The sequence below is a fragment of the Aliirhizobium cellulosilyticum genome, assembly GCF_014198105.1.
GTDB classification, from domain to species: Bacteria; Pseudomonadota; Alphaproteobacteria; order Rhizobiales; family Rhizobiaceae; genus Neorhizobium; species Neorhizobium cellulosilyticum.
The window spans coordinates 61,533-80,609 of record NZ_JACIGW010000003.1 but is presented as its reverse complement, the minus strand read 5'-3'; the positions used below and the strand labels follow the sequence as shown (position 1 = coordinate 80,609).

Genomic DNA, 19,077 nt, shown 5'->3' with positions numbered 1-19,077 from the left:
TGCTCGCTTAATCATCTTTTGATGGTATGCTCGTTGATCCGATTTGCACGTGACGCCCACGTTCTCTCATATGGTGATCAAGCGCCGCGATCAGACCATCGACATCGTCATGTTCAACGTCGAACGCTCTGATCAGAAATGCTGCGGCTTCTTCCCCCAACGGGCTTTGGGGGGCAACCGAGTTTTCAGCGCACCACTCCAGGTGGGCGTCCCTGATTATATTGAGTTGGTCCACATTGAAGACCGATGACGAATTCATGTGTTCTTCTCCTCCAGGCTTACGCGTAAGGGCTGTCTTAGCGGCGTAAGTTCATGGGCACCGCACGTTTCACATCATCGAGCCTTGGCTCTTTGACGGTGCGATAATGGGCAGCAATTAAATTGTAGATCCCAAATGCCGCTAGGCCGATTGCAATGACGACATAAAGAACGGAGCCGAAAGGCAATTCGCGAAGCCACTCTAGCGCGTCAGAGATACCGCCTGCCTGATCCGGATCGACCTTGAAGCCAGCGTACGCAAATAATACCCCGGTAACAGAAAAGACGGCACCGCGTGCGATAAGACCGTATATACAGATATAAGAGAGCAACCCATTCCGATCGGGGAAGTGGATATACTTCTCGAATTTCCGAAGAGCGCCTTTAGCTCCAGTGACAATGCCCCCCACGATCAGTCCAATCCCGATAGCGATTGCTACATATGAGCCGAAGGGCTGCGACATCACCCACTGGGCGAGCCCTTTCTCCCCTGATCCACCGCTATCGCTACTCGCACTCACCGCATGCCCAAGGGCGAAAAAAGCGAGACCGGTGTAGGTCACTGCGCTACCGAGGAGCGCGGCCCGTATCACCATGGCTTTGCCGTCGTTGCCCTGCCCATCGGCATCAGCGATCGACTGAGCCAGCCGCCAGGCCACAAATCCAAGGAGACCAAGACCAATCAACCCAACCCAGACGCGGCCGAGTGGCTGTTGCAGCAGGGTGGAGATCGCTGTTTTCGTTTCTGGCTGCCCACCGGCTATCCCCGAGAAGAGTGCCAGAGCCGCAACCAGAAGAAACACAATGCCGCGGGCGGCATAGCCTAGTTTTGCCAGTAGTTCGAAACGCATCACTTCTCGCATATCCACCTCCCGGTTGTTCGGCATGTCAACGCGCGAAAGCGACTGTCGTTGCCAAAGGGCAGGGGACTATCCCGCCTACGGCCTTTTGTTCGCTATTCTGGTTTGTATAGGTTCATGCTGCGGCTCCTATTGACCACTCGGCAAGCCTGGAAGACACTGCCTCCACAAGATTGGAGAATTCAGTGGTAGAGCAAAGTCACTGGCGACACATGCGGACTGCGCCAAAAGATGGCAGTCGGATACTTGTGACGATCTATCCTTCAGAGCAGGGGCCTGGAGCTGTCGATCTCGCCTATTGGTCGAAAGCTGATCAATTCGGTGACGGTGGCTGGCGTTCCTCGGATTCCGCACCAGGATTGATCATTGAATATGCTGAGCCTGAACTAAAATGCTGGATGCCGATGCCTGCAGCCGAGCTCGATCATATGACCGTCCCCGCGTGGCAAGGTCAGAGCGACGAAGAACTTGATGGATCGGGAATCTAGTCGGCGCAGCCCCCGAACGGCCGTGAGCTTCTGATCTTCCTAGCGGGGAATTTGACTTTCGCTAAGGCGGTAGCCTCCATTTATCTTACTGTTCACGGGCTCATGATTGCTACAAGCGTTCGGGGCTTAAGGGGGGGAGCCCCCTTCCGTCCGGTAAGAAGAGCATCGCTAGATGGGCAGGACGCGACGGCGATGGGAGAGCGGTTATGACCGGAACTTTCAAGAATTACGCCGCACCGCTTGGAAAGCGTCGCCGAAGTTCGTCCAGATCTTGTTTCGGTTAGACCGCTCCTCCAGCTACCGCATCTACCCCGGCAGGTTCACACGCCCGTTTTCTTCTCCGTCCCAATATTCGATTGATCTCGCCGAGACCTTTATGAGAACAAGCCCAGCTGTATCGGCGCCCTCAGGAAACCATCTCTCCAACTCACTCACCCAAGGCATCAGGTTGATCAGGCTCTCGAGATCGACAGCCCATTTCCGAACCCAGTCCATGTGATAGAGATTGCACATCCGTGGGCCCTCCCGTCAAAACGCGGGAGAACTTAGCTTATGGACCGGATGGTGCCAATCAAGATCAGGAAAGTCCGGACCGTTAAAGGCAATCTCGAAAGCTGGCGAGAATAGCCTGATCCCCACCGGGTGGGGCCTCGATGCGTCCACTGATAAACACTCCCGAAGCTGTGTAACTGTTCACGGCAACCATTCCACTTCCACCGCCCAAAGCTCTGGCAACCTTGGGATCGATGACCAGAGAGGCCAGCAGTCTCTGGTTCGGATAGAGGCGAATATTGTCCTTGCCGTACTCGTAGCTGCCAGAAATCGTATCTATCCGGAAGCCGTCAATGTGGGTTGTCGAGCGGGTTGCCATTTCAGGAGACAGCCCTTGCCCATCTTCGACCGCATAGAGATTGATGATAGGACGCTTCTTCCAGCAGAGGGTTTCGATCTCGTAGAGCCTCTCGAGGGGGCCAGGATTTCGTTCGTTCACTGCTGTTGCGACGATCAAACCATCTTTCGGCATCAGCTTGAATTCATGAAAGCCTAGCTGCGGCACGATGTTGAGTGCGGAAAGCTCTCTGGCACTCGGGACGAACATGTTCTCCGGCGATGTCCCGGACATGTGTTCGAACAGCTCAGGCTTTGCACCCATGTCGCGCAGGTAGCCAGCAAGGAAGGCCGAGATGAGCTGGGTCGTCTCCATGGCTTCCGTTGCCGATGTGCTGGTTCCGCCAGAGAACTGGTGGAACCCAATCTTGCCATCGTGCGCGACTTCCCGTTCCACTCCGCCCATGAAGGCAAGAGCACAAGCTGAGTAGCATTCTGCGTCGGGGCGCTCCTCGCGGTAATACTGGCCTGCTATCTCAGGGGAATATCGGCGGATCTCGGTATGCGCACCATTTTTCCGAATGAACTGTCCGATCTCGATACCGTCCATCAAACTGCCGCCGGGGCTGTCCAGCGACACGATGAAGTTCCATGAGTCGTAGGCGTTCTCATCCCAGAAATCCTTGAAGCGCTTGGCATCGCCCCGCACGATAGTCCCCGTGACAATTATTTTTGAAGTCGCATTTCCACGCTCCATTGAAATCTCGATAGCCACTGCCGAACTCGCACTCATCGCGGCTATCGCCGCCAAACACCCTGCAATGATACTTTTCATTTCGCCCCGCATTCCCCTGATCGATGACCGAGCATTTGCATCGGCAGTCTCTGCCCCCTGTACTGCAAATGCAGCAAGGTCCGGCCTACATCCTCTTAGCTCGGCAGATCAATGGCCTTCAGCTCGTTGAGACGCTGCTCATAGACCGCGTTCAGGCATCTCGCATGACCGCCGCAATCGTTGCGATCCTTGAGCCAACTGCGCTGAACCTCAGGAAGACGCTTGCAAACGGATTTCTCCACGTTGTTGCGGCCCCCCATTTAGATGGCCTGCAGCTCAATTGGTTTGCGCCGTCGGTTCATAACCGTTCGGTTGCAGGCTCAAGTCCTGCTGGGCACACGCGTCAAACGCCGTCCCTCACATCCCAGTGAGTCCGGCGTTGGCGTAGAGCGCCGTCGAGGTTAGTTTTTGGCTTTCTGCGATCTGCTGAGACCTGCCGCATGAAGAGTGGCGACGTTTCTTGCCCAGGCGTCATTCACAAGGTCCTGCCACTGTATAACCTCGATGGTCGAGCCCTTGAATTCATTATCAAGAGCGCGGATCCGGCCCTCGCCGTTTGCGGTGGTGGACCAACCAGCTAGCTGCTCCTTCAGATCGCCTTTAATGTCAGCGATCACATAGCAGTGGAAAATGCAATCCGGGGCAACTCGCACGCTCTGCCGGTTGAACGCTTCGATTTCGCCGCTTTTTAGCTGCCGGAGGTATTTGGTGATCTGCAACTCCACTAAATCCTCAGCCTTCTTGTACTGAGTGCGACCTGGCCGCTTGAATTCTACGATCATCGCTTTTCGAAGCGGCTCGGAAGCGTCGAACTCGGCGCCGTCATCGGATGGATCAACCACGCCCAAGCCGTGAGCAAGGTTCCAGACCAAGAGGTCAGGGCGAACGTCGGTCCCGCCGGACTTCAATGTCTCCGCAAGTCGCTGATCGGAAGAGAAGGACCGCGTGAACGCCAGGCGTTCGTCGACCATCCATAGATCATGGCCGCTGGCCTCGGCCTTGGTTGGGTCACTGCCGTTTAACCGCATCGGGACGATGAGGGAGTGCAGGGTGCTCTCCAGGTGAAAGTCTTCCTCTCTCTCTCCGCGATCTCGTATCCGCCGAATGAGACGTTCAAGCAGCTCCAGGACCAATTTTCGGCGGACGACGTGCTGAGCCAAAGCTAGCCGCTCAGAATTCTGTACCTCCTGTGCGGCTTTGATAACAGTCTCAGCAAATGTCGCGGAAACGTTCTGACCGTCCTCCAGGAGTTTGATCACCGTCTCGATGTTATTTTGACGAGCCTCATCGCGTCGGATTTGGTACTTAACCAGCCCGGTTGCGAATTCTTCAGGGCTACGGGCGCCAAACGGAACACGGTCCAACTGGGTATCTTCGTCAGCGAAATCATAGATAGGGTACCTCTGAACGAAACCCCGATAATCCTCGCGCCGGGCCTCGGAATACTCCGCGATCTGCTCCGTCAAAAATTTATCTTTGATGAACTCCGTGCAGAACCGAATAAGTTCTTTGATCTTGGACTCGGCGAGATTGAAAGCCGTACGGCCCTCATTCACATGTCGGTTCAGATAGTCGCCTGTGATGCATCCGTGAAAAACGAGGTCATCTTCGCCGTTGCGATGCACACGGTCGATACCAAGCAGCTTGTCGATTTTGCGAGGCTCGACGTTTCGACCGTCGGCAAGGAGATGCAGCTGATGCATTCCATCCAAGCCCGTACTGGCCTCCGGCTTGCAGGTGAAGCCAGTGATTTTGACGACGCCGAACTCCTTATGCTCGTCGGTGCTGGCCTCAAATGGCTTCCCGACCACCAAGCCGGACACCGCCTCCGGGTATCGCGCTTCTTCGCCATCTATGTCCAGACGGACTTTCGGGCCCTTCGCCATAAGGAAATCAGCGATAAAGTGGGCGCTAAAGTACCTTTTGAAAAGCTCAGCGCTTGCGGGGAACTGCTTTCTGTAGTTCGCTTCGCGAAGGCCTTTGAAAACGACGACGGTGCCGGTGTTCCGAACTCGTGACAGATGTCGCCGTTCTTCGTCCTCGCGAAGTTGCTCGTCGTTGTTTAGAAGAAATGCGAACGCGCGTTCGTGAAATTTGTCGGCTTTGAGGTACTTACTCTCAACTCGCACATCGCTAAAGGAATCGAGCCAGAACAAGCGCCCAACGCCTTTGCCGCCGCGTTCTTTCTTGAAATCGGTGTCGAGCTGGCAAAAGGCTTCATATCGGGTGTCGTCCAAGCCAATCCCGTTGTCGATCACTTCGATATCGAGTTTGTCCGCGTTGCGAAGACCGGTAACGTAAATGTCCACGGTACCCGGGTGATCGGATCGGGTCTTTTGGACGTCCTCAATGGCGAAAATCGCATTACTTACCGCTTCAAAAAGCGGCTGCATGGCCTGAGCGGTATTTGAAGGCTTCGGGAGTTTGTCGACGCGATTGATCACGTTAGGTGCAAGTGTCGGCATGTATCCCCCGGAATTTGCAATTATCGATAGCGCAATGAGTTTCGGTCTTCAACGACGAAGACTACGCATCGAGCAACAATCCTGGATCTCGTTATGTCGAAGACCCGGATGGTAACGCCAGAAAGGTCGCATTCAACCCGGTTTGGAAGATCGATGATCAGGGGCATGTGATTTTCGGGCTGTAGAAGCCGCAGCTGCCTGGCAAGTGCTCCGTTTATGGCAGCTATGGGATTCATCGAGAAGGAAACTGGTCAGGTCCTGTCGCTCCTTCGCAACAGAATCGGCGTAAATCAAAAGGCTGTCGAGGTTGAAGTCGAGGGATAACTCGATCAGCTCGATCTGCCGTAAGCGGTCGAGGGCCGCCTTGCGGCTTTGTGAACCGCTGCCCTTGGGTCGAATAGTGTCCATGTAGCCAAAACGCTTGAGATCCAAAAAGGATCGCGATTGCTTGCGTCCAGGTCTCTAGGAAACGGTAGCTACAATTCGAAACTCGCGCCCCAAGCTGTAATTGGCCGATGGTCGTTCGCCCCCTGAGCAACGGTGAAATGGAAATTGGTCAACATCTTCTCCTTGAATAGCCAAAGCATTTCCGTGAATTGAGGCCTTGTAACTTCGAGCCCAAGGTTGAATGAGGGCATGTTTCCAGACCTAAAAATGAATCCAGCTTCAATTCTTTCCGGGGTGAAAGGCGTGCGGACCCAGAACGAGATTACTGCGGGCCACTCCATTTTTGCGGGCGAGATTACGACTGCTCCGCATATAAGGTAGGTGAATTCTACCGACATCTGTGGTGGGCCAGGCTGGACGTGATGGCCAATAGAGCCAGAAGGGCGTTTAGCAAACTCGCCCTTCCAGTTCCCGGGCTCCGCCTCTGGCCACTTGGTTGTTGCCGGTTCGCCAACTTTCTTCCGGGGCATTAGAACCTCACCATATGATAGCTCAGCATAGCGCCAAGTTAGTCGGAACCGTTGACATCACAAGGTTCAAGCGCTTCGCCGATCTGATGTGGGGATAGTTTTTGAGAGTGATAATCTGATTGGGTGATTTTGTTTAGCAAATCAGGTAGTTGGCGCGGGTCAGTTGCGGCTCTGGAATCATGTCAGTTTACGTCGCGTGAAATGCAGTGAGGTCAGCTTGAAAAACCAGTTCGCGGTAGCCGATGCGACGGAGATGTTTACCGTTCTACGCAAAACCGAATGCCTGAAACGGTACCAGGAGATCAGCCACCAACTCCTCAGCGAGTTGTTAGTCGCCATCGCGACCGAGGGAGAGGTAGTCGGCGGCATAAGTATTCCAGAGGACAAGCGGGTCTGCCTCTGGCTTGGGGTCAACCATACTGCGCTGCAGAAGATTGTGCGGCTGCCAGAGCTTTCCCGATCTCGCGCTTCTTAGCGTCGAGAGTGGACATCTTACCCTTGACGGTCTCGATGTCGACCTTTGAGTTGGCGATCTGCTCAGCAACCAGTGCCAAGACCTTGTATTGATCGGCTATGATTGGATTTATGACATCATCCTTCAGCCTCGCCACGTTCATCGTATCCTCGCTATTGCATCCATCGATCATCTCTCTGATCACAATACCGATTTTGAGGTCGAGGTTGAGGATTTCCCGATAATATTCGCTGTGCAGACGGGTTTCGAGCTGTTTAACACCGTCGATTTTGAAGTTCTTAATGCCAATTTCCATGAGACATGTTGCGCTCAGGATGGCCAGGATGTACCGCTGCAACAGCAAGCCCTTCCAAGTCTCCTTCGGGAACTGCTTGAACGTCTCGTTCTCGGATACGAGATGCGCCCAGACTTCAAGCGAAGGAATATCATTGGTGCAAGCAAATACGTCGCTCCAACCTTCTTCGACGAGAACGATCCTCAACAGCATGGCCCGCTGAGCCTGCCAGGTCTTTTGACTAGCGATCTCATCGAGCTGAATGGAGAAGGTTGAGCGCCAGTGGTCAAGGAGGGAGACGCCCTTCTTCCCGACCATTGTCGCTGCAGCCTCATACATCGCATCCGGGAGTGGAGGCTTGGTCAGGTGTTGCTCCGCCATTGCATGCAGAGCGTCAGAAGTGAACGGTCTCTTGAGCAAACGTTTCATAAATGACATGGTGAAGTCCTAGCAAACGAAGAATTCTTACTTACTAAGGATTTGCGACGCTATTGGCTGCGCCGATATGGGCAGCGAATGACTGGTCCGATTTCGGAGTCGGAAAGAAAAAAGCTAGTTGCATTTCTGCACAAAACCGAGTGTCAGGAGGCACTACCATGTTAAAACCACGCGAGGTTGACGGGCAATAATAATCCATCAGTGTTGGTCCCAGACCGCACCCTAGCCGATAGTCCTGTATCTCGTTAAAACTCCGTTGCTGGGCAAGGTAGAAGCGGCGGGAGGAAGCAAGTGCAGCGTAAGAAACTACCTCGACCCCGTTGCTTCTGGAAACTTGTGGCGTCGAGATCACTCAGGACGCTCGCCCCAGAGGGAAGCGCCCGCGTGTCTCTATAACGGCAAAAACCGATCTCTCGGCAGGCCATTCGCATGAGGGCTTATTTATCGTTTGGCCCCGACCTGCATAACAGCTGTTCCGCAATCCATTCACGCAAGTTATCCAGTTTCATCGTCACCGCTAACATCGACAACCTCTGGATCGTCGTCTCAGCAACTCACGTCGATAAGAATAACGGACGTTCTGCGCCCGACTTGCTCGTAGAGATCGAGACCTTTCGTAATGCCTTTGACCTCATGAATTGTCTCTTCTTCAGTGGGTGCTGTGACCCAAAATGTCGCCATTGCATATGTGTCTAGCAAATATTCCGGCACTAGGTCGTTCCGTAATCGCTCTAAGAAAAGTGTGTATCGGATTTTTTCTCGGCGCAACAATTGATATCGACAGCGCCCAATTACGGGGACCCATTCCCCGAGCAGCGATTAAGCCGGTTGTGTCGTGAGATTTTTGCGGTGACACTTTTCACAGTGAAATCGAGACCTGCAAAAATGCAGATGTATTCCGCCGATGGTTTTATCTCCGCTATCGCCATTTTTGTCGCTGAAAATGAGCTTGATGTCAGGCAGATGAACGATCAGACGAAAGAGACCGCGCTTACCGTCCCTCAAAGTGACTTCTTTACAGATCGAAGCTTCAGCGATCCCCTGCTTGCCAACCTGACACTTGCAACCGCCTTCACGTACTGGACACTGCTTGAAAACAAGCACCTAGTCGATCGTGGACCGGCCGAGGCATTCTTGCGGTCCGACCGTGATATTTGCGCACGTCCGAACTATCGATTGTTTTCGGGGAGTGTCATGATCGGCGCTAGTGTCTACAAAAAAGCGGTTCGGCGAAGCGAGGCAGAGCTAACATTCAAAGCGCTCGACCAGACGTCCTTGGGTTTCGAGACAAATGGCAATGGTGTAGCTTTGCTTGGCTTGAGCGAGCTGACCGGTATCTGTTTCGAAGATAGGTTCACTTGTCACATCTTGGATCAGAATAGGCTCAATCATCGCGGCGCCTGCAACTCCATATCAAGGCCTGACTGGTGGGCGTCAGACCACAGGGAAATTGACTAGATCGGCAAGATCGTGCGGATAGGGGGCCCGATTTCATCAGGCGGTGATTGAAACGGTTCAGATGACAGTCGTTGACCTACTTCGATTATCAAATGCACAGTACGATCGATTATTCCGTTTAAGGTATGAATGAGATGGATTATACCTTAAGCGGAATAATCGATCGGGAAGGCTGCAATGATTTTCGGTGTCGACTTCAGCAGGTTTCGCATTGTGCGTGAAGCGGCGGATATGAGCCAGGCAAAGCTAGCGGACCTTGCAGGTATTTCTCAAGGGAAAGTTTCCACAATTGAGGCAGGCAAGGCAAATCCAGAAACAGCGACATTGAACGCGATATGCGCTGCGCTGGATGCCGAATTGATATTGGTTCCGAGGCGTATAGGCGGTGACGTTCGAGCGTTGGTAGATAGGCATCTCAACCGACCGACTTCAGTTGGTGGCCCGGTTATGTCGGTCCGGGATGAACTTTTCATCCCGGACGGTGACGACTGATTTTGGCATGGCGATCTCTATCTGAGGGCCATGACGCGGAAAATGTTACCAGGACAGCGCACGTTCCGGTCCGAATGCAACGTACCTGAACTGCCCGTATTCGGATGAAATCCAGTCGCTGGCATAGCTACACCCTTCATCAAAACCTTCAATGCAAACAGGGGAGCAGCGGTGTAAGAGGATATCTTGATCCTCCTGATGACGACCATACAGGAAGGCGCAGTAACTTTGCAGTTCACCTGGCCGGTCATCGTCACGCTGGATTATCCAGTAACCCTTTGCTTTTGTCTGCACCTGGATTTCTTTGAGAGTGATGCTCTCTCCTAACGGGAGCTCGATTTTCTCTTTGAGGCTTCCGGTGGTCTCATCGAAGCGCTGGTCGCCGAGCAAAGCAATTACGTAATCATGCATGTCCGCTCGGTCCTCTTCGTTCGGCATTGCTTTGATTGCGACCTGCAACTGTGAGAAGGCAGTCGATACGGGTATATCTAGGTCGCCGCTAAGAACGGATTTGAAGTCGCCGAGAGCGGTGTCCACTGCCCTATATGTCTTCAGGTACTGGTCGTTCTGGTCGCCGCCTTTCCAAAGGTGCTTTTTTCGGTGGCTGATAACCCCGCCCAACGGAACATAAACCACGGGGTATCCCGCGACAGTTGGGTGCCAAAGGAAGCCGCTCCATGAATAAAAGCCACTTGTGAAGGGGTAGCTCATGAAGCGGCGGATGGCACGCTCGGATTCAGCCCGAAAGACATCAGCCGGTCCGCTCGCTAATTTCTCCGCTTCGATTTCCTCGTACGCGAGGTATTCATTCTCTTCGTCGGTCCAGAAAATGTTCGCTTTTGAAGGTTGCACCTCCGTCTGCCCGTTAGAGCGGTCGATACGGATGATGTAAGGTCGAAACAAGGGATTTATATCGTAGTCAACATGGTACCACTTGCCGATGAAGACGACGATGTCTGAGACGTTCGTTGCCAATTTTTCCGCCGCTGTGAGAACCGCGCGTTCCTGACGGCGAACGAATTTGTGAAAGGCGGAATTCAGCGTGATTTCACCCATCATATAGAGGGTTATCTTGCCGTTCTTCACCTCGACGGCGGCGTCCGGACCAAACAGTACGTTTTGCGAGATGTAGCCTTGGCCTGCGGGCATCGGTGGCAGTGTTGTTGAGTCATTGAATGCGACGAGATTTAGCGAGTATCCATCACCAGATGAATCGTTAAGAATAGTGGGGTGCATGAAGGGGGAGCCAGTTGAGATGGCAAAATGGTTGTGCCGAAACGGTCCCACGTCAAGGGGGGGCCCCTAAAGTTACTCAGGGCGTCTGGTGGTCGGATAGATTGAGGCCCCAAGAACACTCGGCGCCCTATGGGACCCTTCTGACGGCGGATCGGTGGGACGCCGTACCCCACGACTTCTTGGATTTTGCGGGCTGGGATGAACTAGAAGATTTCAGGACACAATTGGCCTTCACAGCGTTCAATAACGTGAATGCAAGCCATTCTTGTGTTCGTGGAACTTGCCGCAGGTTCGCCCCGACACGAATACCGTCAATGAACTACCAACGGTACGTCCTCAAATGCGACCATCCCTTCCTCCTCGACCGTGGACAGGAACTCCGCGTACGCTTCCTCATCCGTTTCGAAGGGATCGTCCCACACCGTCGATGTGTTTTGCGCGTTCACGACCTCTAGATGCCAGCCAGTCTCAATCTCCAGTCGAAAAATGTTCACTTCAACAACCTGACCGTCCTTGGAGAACTTCGTGCACAGGGGAGAGTAGATAATCTTGGGATCAGCTTCCATGTCTCATTCCTAACAAGTTCTATCCGAACGGATGCAGCCAAGGCATCTAACGTTACGAAAAGGCCCCGATCAACCTCTTTTTCGTCGGGAAATGTGCCAATCGTAGGCAAAGGTCGCGCCATCAAGAGAGCTTCCCATCCGTCGTTTGAGGAAAGCCGTTGCCTTATGACAAGAGACTTTATCTAGCCTTTGCGGGCCTGTCGGTTTCTGAGGCCTGGCCTACGATTTCTCCGATTTAGCAGACGTATATGAGCCGACAGGGGCGGGGATGCGCTGTCCGTTATGCTGCTGAAGAAAATGCAAGCTTTCCGCCAATATCTCGCGGTACCGCTGAATTTTGGTGTTTCTCAACGTAGCTAAGTCTGCTTGAGATGCATTCGGTTGCGAGACCGGGATATGGGCTTCGTTCTCGATTAGATCCAGCAAAAGATTCCGCATGACTGCATTCTCTTCCCTGAGGCGTGACAACTCCAGGGCATAGTCGCTCGCCGCGAGTTTCCTCGCGATAACCTTATCGATCTCTTTCTCGACAAAGCGGGTCTTGATCGCGTGGTGCCGTGCGAAAAAAAGCGTTGCGACGACGACGCAAAGCGCAATGAGGACGTAAAACATGCAAGCCTCCAAGGTTACCCTGAAGGTCGGTATTTGCGACCCGGATTTCAATATGGGGTTCGAGTTCGTGGTGCTGGGAGCGCGATTGCTCTGTGTCAGAGACAGCAATGTGACGGAAGCAGCCACCGATCGATCAGCAATAACCACTTAATTATGTTTGGGATCACATCGTTTACCTTCCTGTTGAGTTCTTGCCCTTTCGATCTGCGTTGACGCCAGAGTTATCGAACAATTCACGGCTTTTCCCCGAAGTACCGGGACTTTCGGGGGAAGGGCGTACATGTTGCAGACATTTATTCGTGATCGGTCAGGAAATTTCGGCATCATAAGTGCGTTGCTTATGGTTCCACTTATCGGTGCGGCGGGGCTCGCGATCGATCTGACAAATGCGATGACAGCAAAGGCTACACTTCAGGCAGCGGCTGACGCGGCCTCTCTTACCGACGACCTCGCTGCAGCCAAAGGCAAGGCTTCCCTTATCGACCTAATGTCCATTCCATATCAGGGCTACAATAACGACCAGCAGACCGACTTCGATCTTTCCTTTAAGAGCATTGGCGAAAAGATGGGTTCGCCCGGGACCGGCCTAAGCGCTGCGAGCCCGGAAAAGATCTTGTTCTTCGTGTCAGACGGTGTTGGTGACAGCAAAAAGCCTAACGGCTGCACCAAAATGCTCACTGGCAGCCGGTGCCAAGAGCCGATCGACGTGAAAGCCTGCACCGCGCTTAAGCAGAAGGGATACAAGATCGCCGTTTTGTATACGACCTATTTGCCGTTGCCGACAAACAGCTGGTACAACTCATGGATCAAGCCGTTTCAAAGTGAGATTTCGACCAAAATGGCCGATTGCGCCACTTCCGGTTACTTCTTTGAGGTAAGCCCATCGCAGGGTATTTCCGAAGCAATGAATGCTCTTTTCCTCAAGATCGTTTCGTCGCCGCGGCTCACCAGCTGAACGGGGCAGAGCAAACATATGCTTGTCTGGAGACAGGCTCCGCCGACAAAACCATTGGTGGTCTTTACAGATAGATACCTTCCGACCGTTTGCGATCGATATCAAAGGCAAGCGCATGTCCAGCAACATGGCGATTTCTGCAATGCCTTCTTAACGGGTACTCACGAGGCTAGCGAGAAGGGGTTAGCTGACCGACTAGATCGCCCCTTACTCCCCACTAGGGCAACATTAGAAGACGATCGACCTCTGCAGCCATCTCTACGAACTGGCGTGCAAGATCTTGGATCTCAGGATGGTCCTCGACCCGACCTGACGGGCTCTCAAGGATCAGACGAGCGCAATATTCTTGGCCCCAATAGCTATCCACCAGCTGCTTACGCCAAGGCCAAAATGGTGTTTTTTTCCCGCCGGGGATTTCTCCAGTCATGTTCTCCAGCTTTCGACGCTCTGGACACGCGTAGTGGCGCTCTTTGAGCGCAATTTTCGCTTCGTCGGGAGCCTTAACTCCGAAGATGATCTTGTCCAGCCAGCCACCGTCCACTTCTACCGCCACATGGCAGTTAATGGGCCAGCTTGGGCGCCTAACACCATATGGTATCCAACGATCCCAAAGGCACACCGACATCGTAGGTGTTACCCCTTCGTAGTCCGTGGATGCCACAAAATCGGGATTTGCTCCCTTCTGAACTTCGCCTAGAATAAATGTCCCAATCTCATCGAGTATCCTGCAGTGCAGGGCTTCTTGAGACAATAGGACAGACGCAATCGCCTTACGTCTATTCAAGTGGTCGAACTCAGCACTAACGGCGTCGATGTACGGCATATCGCTTGCGTTCTCCACGTAAGCATCACCAAATGAATGCTCGATGTAATTTAGAAAATCTGCAACAAAAGCTTTGGGTCCATTGGCTTTGATCTCCAACGCTGAGCTCTTCAGCAGACCATGAAGGCTAGTCTCATTCGGATCCGCGGCGTAGTACGGTAGCCGTATGGTTTCATCACTTGCCGTCTTCGCGGTTTGATCAGATACAAAAACAAGGATCGGCTTTCTTCCCCGAAGGTCTGCCTTCAACTCAGTCAGATAGTCTTCAAGCTGATTTTTCTGTTGGACGGCCCACGGCTTATTTTCGATGCCTATTACGTAAAGAGACGTTTCGATCACAATATCGACCCGACGATTTGATCTTGTAAGCACCTCCCGTCGAACCTTGATGTAGTCCATGCGATTTAGGCGCGGAACCCCTATCGCAGATAGCAGGCTGTTTAAGAAAAGCAGACCTTGTCCGTGTGTGCCGGTTGGATCAAGGAGCTCCGCGATCACCCTGCTAAGCGCATTCTCGTCAGGGTCGAATATAGCGAACGGCGAAAAGGCTGTTGCCCCGTACAGATCGATGCCTTCTCGCATCGCTGCCAATCGCGGGATCATATTCGAAAAATCGTCAATGAAATCTGAGAGATCAGATGATGGGTGAGTTAAGGGCTGCGTTGGCATTGACGCTCTGGTTGTGGCCGGTGATTGAGATTTATTCGAGATGGTCTCTGTGTTCAAGCGCCTCGCCTTCATCTCTTAAACATTACCCTCCGCCAAGCGAACATAAGATCGCGTGAACGACTGACTAGGAACGCCTCTTCTTGTCTTAGGGACATTTTTTGCTTCAGTGCGATGCGGGTAATTTCACCGTTTAGCAACCCTTACACCTCCGATCTTAACCGTGAAGCAGTCTTTGAGCGAGATAGTGCAGCGCAACTCAGGGGTGCACATGTTTTTCAAGCTGCAAAATAATGACGTAGAGATTGATTCTAAGTTCGAATATTGGGTGTGCGGACGCCGACGTTTCGAAGTATGCCAATGGTCAACTGGCGGCGACAAAAAACGCGCCAACAAGCAATACATGCCTGCGCAAGAGCTACTGCTTCAGCGCTTCAACGAATTCGGCATGAAAATCGAAACGATCGCATTAGTCAAAGGGAAGAAACAAAGCCAGCCTTACGAAGATGTTTTGGAAATCGACCTGGCATCTCTAGATGGTCTTCAGGACCCGAGAGCATTGAGAATTCAGATAAGCAAGTTGACTAAGGATGTTGATCGCGACACTTTAAAAGCTGGCGGAAATCCCACGCGGAAGGTTCTGTTCGGTATCAAATGGCCGGGCGAAGGGAAACTCCTTGACGATGACGTAAGAAATGCGCTCGGTTTTAGCCCGGTAGCCTATTCTGCAAACGAGACAAAATACTCCCCTCTCGGAGTCTATCTCGCATCTGTGCAGACGGACATCGTTTCGCTTTCGTTAGAAGAAATAGGCGAGATGGTAGGCGAGCTTCCCAAGAGTGCAGCATCGCCACAATTCTGGGCAAATGCCCAGGGCTTCCATTGGAGCAGGCGTAGGCATTGGCTCTCAAATGGCTTTGAAGCGTTCTGGAACTCAAAAGAGCAGAAGGTTCGTTTCGTACGGAACAACCTTCCTACCGATGACGCCACACTATTCAAAGCGAGAGTTGAGTTTGAAAGAAAGCGGCTTAAGGCCCAGGGAAAGGGCCTAGATGAGCCGCCGTCCGGACGAGCTAGGCCAACAATAGTGAAATCTGTGATCTTCCGGTACCAAAGAAGTCCCGCAATTGTTGCGTGGGTTTTGGAGAAAGCTACCGGCCATTGTGAGGCGTGCTCGAAAGAGGGGCCATTTATTAGTGAGAAAGACGAACGATATTTAGAGGTCCATCATCTACGTCCACTTGCCGAAGGTGGTCCCGATACAATTGACAACGCTGTCGCGCTCTGCCCCGACTGTCATCGAGAGCTTCATTTTGGCATTGAACGGGAGATGAAGCGAGACGGCCTTCTGAAGAAGGTCGACCGGCTCATTGATCATCCTTTTAGGGATCGTGGTTAGTTTGGTACTAAATGAGCCCCCAAGATCTAGTGGACTCAGCAGGGCATTGCGATTGCCTGGTGTGGGTCAAGTCATCCGATCGAGCGGTTCAAGTTCCCGCTAGTCGGCATTCTGTTGCCAGCATCCACGGCTTCAGCATGGTCTTGTTTGATCATGCTTGCTCATCCGCATTAGCGCGTTGTGGTCGTGCGACGATACACCGCGTTGCTGGCATCAAAATTATCTATTGGCTGCGGCTGAGATGTTACCTGATGTGAACTTAGTCGGGATATATAACAAAGCTCGTGAGGCGTCATCAAGGTTCAGATGCCTAACTAATGCTGAATAGGAGCCGAGCTTGGGATTGAAGATTTATCGATTACCTCGTGAAGTTGGGATTGGCCTTTGGTTGTTCGTGAATGACGTCAAATATGACGGCGCATTTCCGAACTGCAGTCAAATGAGGGAATGGTTCAGGACGCGCCCGAAGCATCTGGTCGGCTACGAACTGTCTGACGATACCGTAATTATCGACACCGAAATAATTCAATCTTACGGGCAGGAAAATAAACACCACGTGATCAGACCAGTTGGTCAGGCGGCACCGTACATGGTCATCGGGGCCGGTACGTACATGCACGATGAATTGTTCGATAATGGTATTGATGCATTCGACCTAGCGGCCGCGAAGTCTGAAGACTACGACAACAGCTAAGGCACAACCGGAGGACATGGTACTAGACCCCAACGTATATTCTGCGCGTTTAGCGGGTCTAGTAACGAACCTTCGCCGTCTCGCATTTCGATACGCCAAGCTCTCGACGCTCTAACCATTAGATGCGCAAAATCACGAACGACATCGTTATCCTTGCTGTCGGCGACAATTGCGCCCTTGTAAAGGACGTGAGACCTCAGGGTTCGATAGTCTCCACGTTTTTCGCTGTTCAGCATAGCATCCAGTAATTTCCTATCCATCAACTCAGTCATAGTCATCCTTTTCTTCATCTCACTGAAATGCGTTGCCACGATCAAAATCTGCATAAAAATGATTGTGGTTCCGAAAGTCTGTCGGCGCAAATTGCCCATCGGGGACCACGAAATGGATTGTCGGGTCAGGAGGGATTGCAGCAGGCGACGAGAGAATTGATGCCTGACCCACGCCCAGCATCTGGTATGCGCTTTTGATTAATCGCCACCTCGGTCGGTAGGATCAGAGGGCGGCGCATCTCGTGGTGGCCATCACGCCACCGAACTGCTGACGTTGCTCAACGTGTGGAGGCTTTTCCTCGCCAACGCAGACAAGCCGGAACAGGGCGTTGTTCATCCATGCGCTCGCGTAGCAAAACGTAGGTTGCCCACCTTCCGAGAGTTGGATGCGACAGGGATGCATCACCGTTGCACCCCAAATCCGGTTGTCCTCATTATCAAAAGAGTACATCTCTGGTTCATGGAATACGCTGCCCAGATATAGCTGTATTCCAAATGTTTCCGAAAAGCCGCGCTCTATGAGGGTGTGGAGTGTAGTCGGCGAAAGCCGGGGCGGAGTGCTCGTTACAACTTTCGGTTCTGTTGCCGTCATGGATCTGGTCCAGTGGTATCCATGAAGAGTGTGAAGTCGAATTCTCGTCGGCGCAAGATGATTAGGTCGGCGTGGCTCTGGGGAGGCGATGTTTGGCGAGACAAATGCCCGTGGTGTTCCGACGATCACAAGTCCCGGGTTGGCGTTCAACGCATATCGAGATAGAGTCTGCTGGTGAGCACCGTTATCGATCCAGCTCGCTCAATGCGGAGCGGACGCGTGGCCTCAAACAATTCACGAACGCATTAATTCGTTCTCGAAGCCAACTAATCGCTTTTTCCCGCTCGCCGACATCGTTGAGATCTCGCAGGACCAGCCTTTGCGAGATGTCTGGGCGATCCTCGGTGAAATCGACAGTGGCGCCGGGCAATTCCCGCGCGATTTCCGTCGCCTGCTCGGATAGCATTTGGGATGCACGTTCGCCTGGTGAGTTGACGTTCGAGGACAGAGTAAGCCCAACCGCATTGAAGCGTACATCGCGGTATACAGTTATCCAACTTGACCCGCCTGGTGCGCCGAGTTTGAAGACGATGTGCCCTCCTAGCGAGGGGGAAGGCAACATTTGTTCGGGGTCATCGAGTTTCAGGCCGTCCAGGAAGTCAGTCCAAAACGAATGCCGGATTTCCCGGCGTCGTTCCCGGATTTCCCTCCGTTCCTGCGTCTCGGGCGGATTGAAACCGTTATCTCCCTCTTCGTCGTCAGCATCGGCGAGAACCATCCCGTCTGGAAGGCTCACGACTGTTCGAGTGATCATCTGGGTCCTTGCCAGCACCCGTGGTACAACCAGTTTCTCTCCGGACGGTGTCAAATAGATAGGCATTTCCACCAGACCAAGTGTGAAGTGGAGACCCGCGTGTGCCTGAAGGTATTCAGCGATCGATTCCACACCCTCACGGATGCCGTCTCCGACGATGAGGAGAAGGAAGCGGCCCCTGCGCAGATTGAAGGTCAAGGCGTCGTTGAACGAGATCTCATCAACTTCGTGACCAGCCTCCCGTACCAGATCCAGCACAACGTTGCCCTTGCGTCCCGTCCGTTTGCTGGCCTCGCGCTGCAAGTCGGACGATGACCATCTCGTCAGCTCTTTCGAATAGTCGAGGATCTGCCCGATCACCTCGCGCCGACCCTCGGGATTGCGCCAGAGCTTGCACTCCACAAGAACGGGTAGTCCCGAGGGGGTCACCAAGAAATTGTCGATCGGCCCCGCTGGGGTCGCGAGCTCGCGGCAAATCGCGATCGCCCCCGCGAACATAGGATCGATTTCGCTGATGGGCAGGCACGAAGGGTAGCGATGGACGAGTTCCTGTATATCGGCCTCGCTCATACCATGTCCGCCAAGTGCCAGGCCGAGCGGCGCCGCCGATGACACCGTCGCACCGTTGGCGGAGATTATAAGCGGTGTCGCATGCTGCCTGGTCATGGGTGATCCTGTTGTCTGTCAAGCGAGCAGTAAGGCTACGTGAGTCGGCTGCGG

The 19,077-nt window shown here is 53.1% G+C and carries 19 protein-coding genes; 6 read left to right on the top strand and 13 right to left on the bottom strand.

What is annotated here, in order from left to right; all coding sequences use genetic code 11:
* Positions 1–7: 7 nt before the first annotated feature.
* Together GGE33_RS14865 and GGE33_RS14860 are read right to left on the bottom strand one after the other, a co-directional pair.
* A complete protein-coding gene (locus GGE33_RS14865) occupies positions 8–259 on the bottom strand; it encodes a hypothetical protein (protein ID WP_183824330.1) in 252 nt (83 codons plus the stop codon).
* A gap of 37 nt (positions 260–296) precedes the next feature.
* Entirely contained in the window at positions 297–1,121 is an 825-nt protein-coding gene (locus GGE33_RS14860) for a DUF1206 domain-containing protein (protein ID WP_183824327.1), read from the bottom strand.
* A 182-nt stretch (positions 1,122–1,303) separates the two neighbouring features.
* Between GGE33_RS14860 and GGE33_RS14855 the strand changes: the two genes are divergently transcribed.
* Positions 1,304–1,606, top strand: coding sequence for a hypothetical protein (locus tag GGE33_RS14855; protein ID WP_394353656.1), 303 nt, complete (start codon positions 1,304–1,306; stop codon positions 1,604–1,606).
* 306 nt (positions 1,607–1,912) lie between these two features.
* Here the strand turns inward: GGE33_RS14855 and GGE33_RS14850 are convergent, their stop codons facing one another.
* The 5 genes from GGE33_RS14850 to GGE33_RS14830 all read right to left on the bottom strand — a co-directional run bounded on the left by GGE33_RS14850 (position 1,913) and on the right by GGE33_RS14830 (position 7,838).
* Positions 1,913–2,050 carry a pyridoxamine 5'-phosphate oxidase family protein gene (locus tag GGE33_RS14850; RefSeq protein WP_425486661.1) on the bottom strand — a complete coding sequence of 46 codons (138 nt, stop codon included), beginning with the start codon at positions 2,048–2,050 and terminating at the stop codon, positions 1,913–1,915.
* Positions 2,051–2,201: 151 nt separating this feature from the next.
* Positions 2,202–3,269 (bottom strand): COG3904 family protein, encoded by a 1,068-nt coding sequence (locus GGE33_RS14845; RefSeq protein WP_183824324.1) that lies wholly within the window; start codon positions 3,267–3,269, stop codon positions 2,202–2,204.
* 401 nt (positions 3,270–3,670) lie between these two features.
* Entirely contained in the window at positions 3,671–5,734 is a 2,064-nt protein-coding gene (locus GGE33_RS14840) for a hypothetical protein (protein ID WP_183824321.1), read from the bottom strand.
* Positions 5,735–5,866: 132 nt separating this feature from the next.
* Positions 5,867–6,166 (bottom strand): hypothetical protein, encoded by a 300-nt coding sequence (locus GGE33_RS14835; RefSeq protein WP_183824318.1) that lies wholly within the window; start codon positions 6,164–6,166, stop codon positions 5,867–5,869.
* Positions 6,167–7,061: 895 nt separating this feature from the next.
* Positions 7,062–7,838 (bottom strand): hypothetical protein, encoded by a 777-nt coding sequence (locus GGE33_RS14830; protein WP_183824316.1) that lies wholly within the window; start codon positions 7,836–7,838, stop codon positions 7,062–7,064.
* An 885-nt stretch (positions 7,839–8,723) separates the two neighbouring features.
* On the opposite strand from GGE33_RS14830, the gene GGE33_RS14825 reads away from it, so the two are divergent.
* Both GGE33_RS14825 and GGE33_RS14820 read left to right on the top strand, forming a co-directional pair.
* A complete protein-coding gene (locus tag GGE33_RS14825; protein WP_183824313.1) occupies positions 8,724–9,296 on the top strand; it encodes a hypothetical protein in 573 nt (190 codons plus the stop codon).
* 177 nt (positions 9,297–9,473) lie between these two features.
* On the top strand, positions 9,474–9,788 hold the full coding sequence (locus GGE33_RS14820) for a helix-turn-helix transcriptional regulator (RefSeq protein WP_183824310.1): 315 nt from the start codon (positions 9,474–9,476) through the stop codon (positions 9,786–9,788).
* A 45-nt stretch (positions 9,789–9,833) separates the two neighbouring features.
* Here the strand turns inward: GGE33_RS14820 and GGE33_RS14815 are convergent, their stop codons facing one another.
* The 3 genes from GGE33_RS14815 to GGE33_RS14805 all read right to left on the bottom strand — a co-directional run bounded on the left by GGE33_RS14815 (position 9,834) and on the right by GGE33_RS14805 (position 12,202).
* Complete coding sequence (locus GGE33_RS14815) at positions 9,834–11,024, bottom strand: hypothetical protein (RefSeq protein WP_183824307.1); 1,191 nt, start codon at positions 11,022–11,024, stop codon at positions 9,834–9,836.
* Between the two features lie 311 nt (positions 11,025–11,335).
* Positions 11,336–11,590 carry a hypothetical protein gene (locus tag GGE33_RS14810; RefSeq protein WP_183824304.1) on the bottom strand — a complete coding sequence of 85 codons (255 nt, stop codon included), beginning with the start codon at positions 11,588–11,590 and terminating at the stop codon, positions 11,336–11,338.
* Positions 11,591–11,809: 219 nt separating this feature from the next.
* Positions 11,810–12,202 (bottom strand): hypothetical protein, encoded by a 393-nt coding sequence (locus GGE33_RS14805; protein WP_183824301.1) that lies wholly within the window; start codon positions 12,200–12,202, stop codon positions 11,810–11,812.
* A gap of 280 nt (positions 12,203–12,482) precedes the next feature.
* Between GGE33_RS14805 and GGE33_RS14800 the strand changes: the two genes are divergently transcribed.
* Positions 12,483–13,157, top strand: coding sequence for a TadE/TadG family type IV pilus assembly protein (locus tag GGE33_RS14800; RefSeq protein ID WP_183824298.1), 675 nt, complete (start codon positions 12,483–12,485; stop codon positions 13,155–13,157).
* Between the two features lie 217 nt (positions 13,158–13,374).
* Here the strand turns inward: GGE33_RS14800 and GGE33_RS14795 are convergent, their stop codons facing one another.
* Complete coding sequence (locus GGE33_RS14795; protein WP_246436115.1) at positions 13,375–14,706, bottom strand: PDDEXK-like family protein; 1,332 nt, start codon at positions 14,704–14,706, stop codon at positions 13,375–13,377.
* A 211-nt stretch (positions 14,707–14,917) separates the two neighbouring features.
* Here GGE33_RS14795 and GGE33_RS14790 point away from each other — a divergent pair, with 211 nt between their 5' ends.
* Positions 14,918–16,045, top strand: coding sequence for an HNH endonuclease (locus GGE33_RS14790; RefSeq protein ID WP_183824295.1), 1,128 nt, complete (start codon positions 14,918–14,920; stop codon positions 16,043–16,045).
* A gap of 337 nt (positions 16,046–16,382) precedes the next feature.
* Entirely contained in the window at positions 16,383–16,739 is a 357-nt protein-coding gene (locus GGE33_RS14785) for a hypothetical protein (protein ID WP_183824293.1), read from the top strand.
* Positions 16,740–17,234: 495 nt separating this feature from the next.
* Here the strand turns inward: GGE33_RS14785 and GGE33_RS14780 are convergent, their stop codons facing one another.
* Both GGE33_RS14780 and GGE33_RS14775 read right to left on the bottom strand, forming a co-directional pair.
* On the bottom strand, positions 17,235–17,603 hold the full coding sequence (locus GGE33_RS14780) for a hypothetical protein (RefSeq protein WP_183824290.1): 369 nt from the start codon (positions 17,601–17,603) through the stop codon (positions 17,235–17,237).
* A gap of 184 nt (positions 17,604–17,787) precedes the next feature.
* Positions 17,788–19,023, bottom strand: a complete 1,236-nt coding sequence (locus tag GGE33_RS14775) for a hypothetical protein (RefSeq protein ID WP_183824286.1) — start codon at positions 19,021–19,023, stop codon at positions 17,788–17,790.
* Between the last annotated feature and the right edge of the window lie 54 nt (positions 19,024–19,077).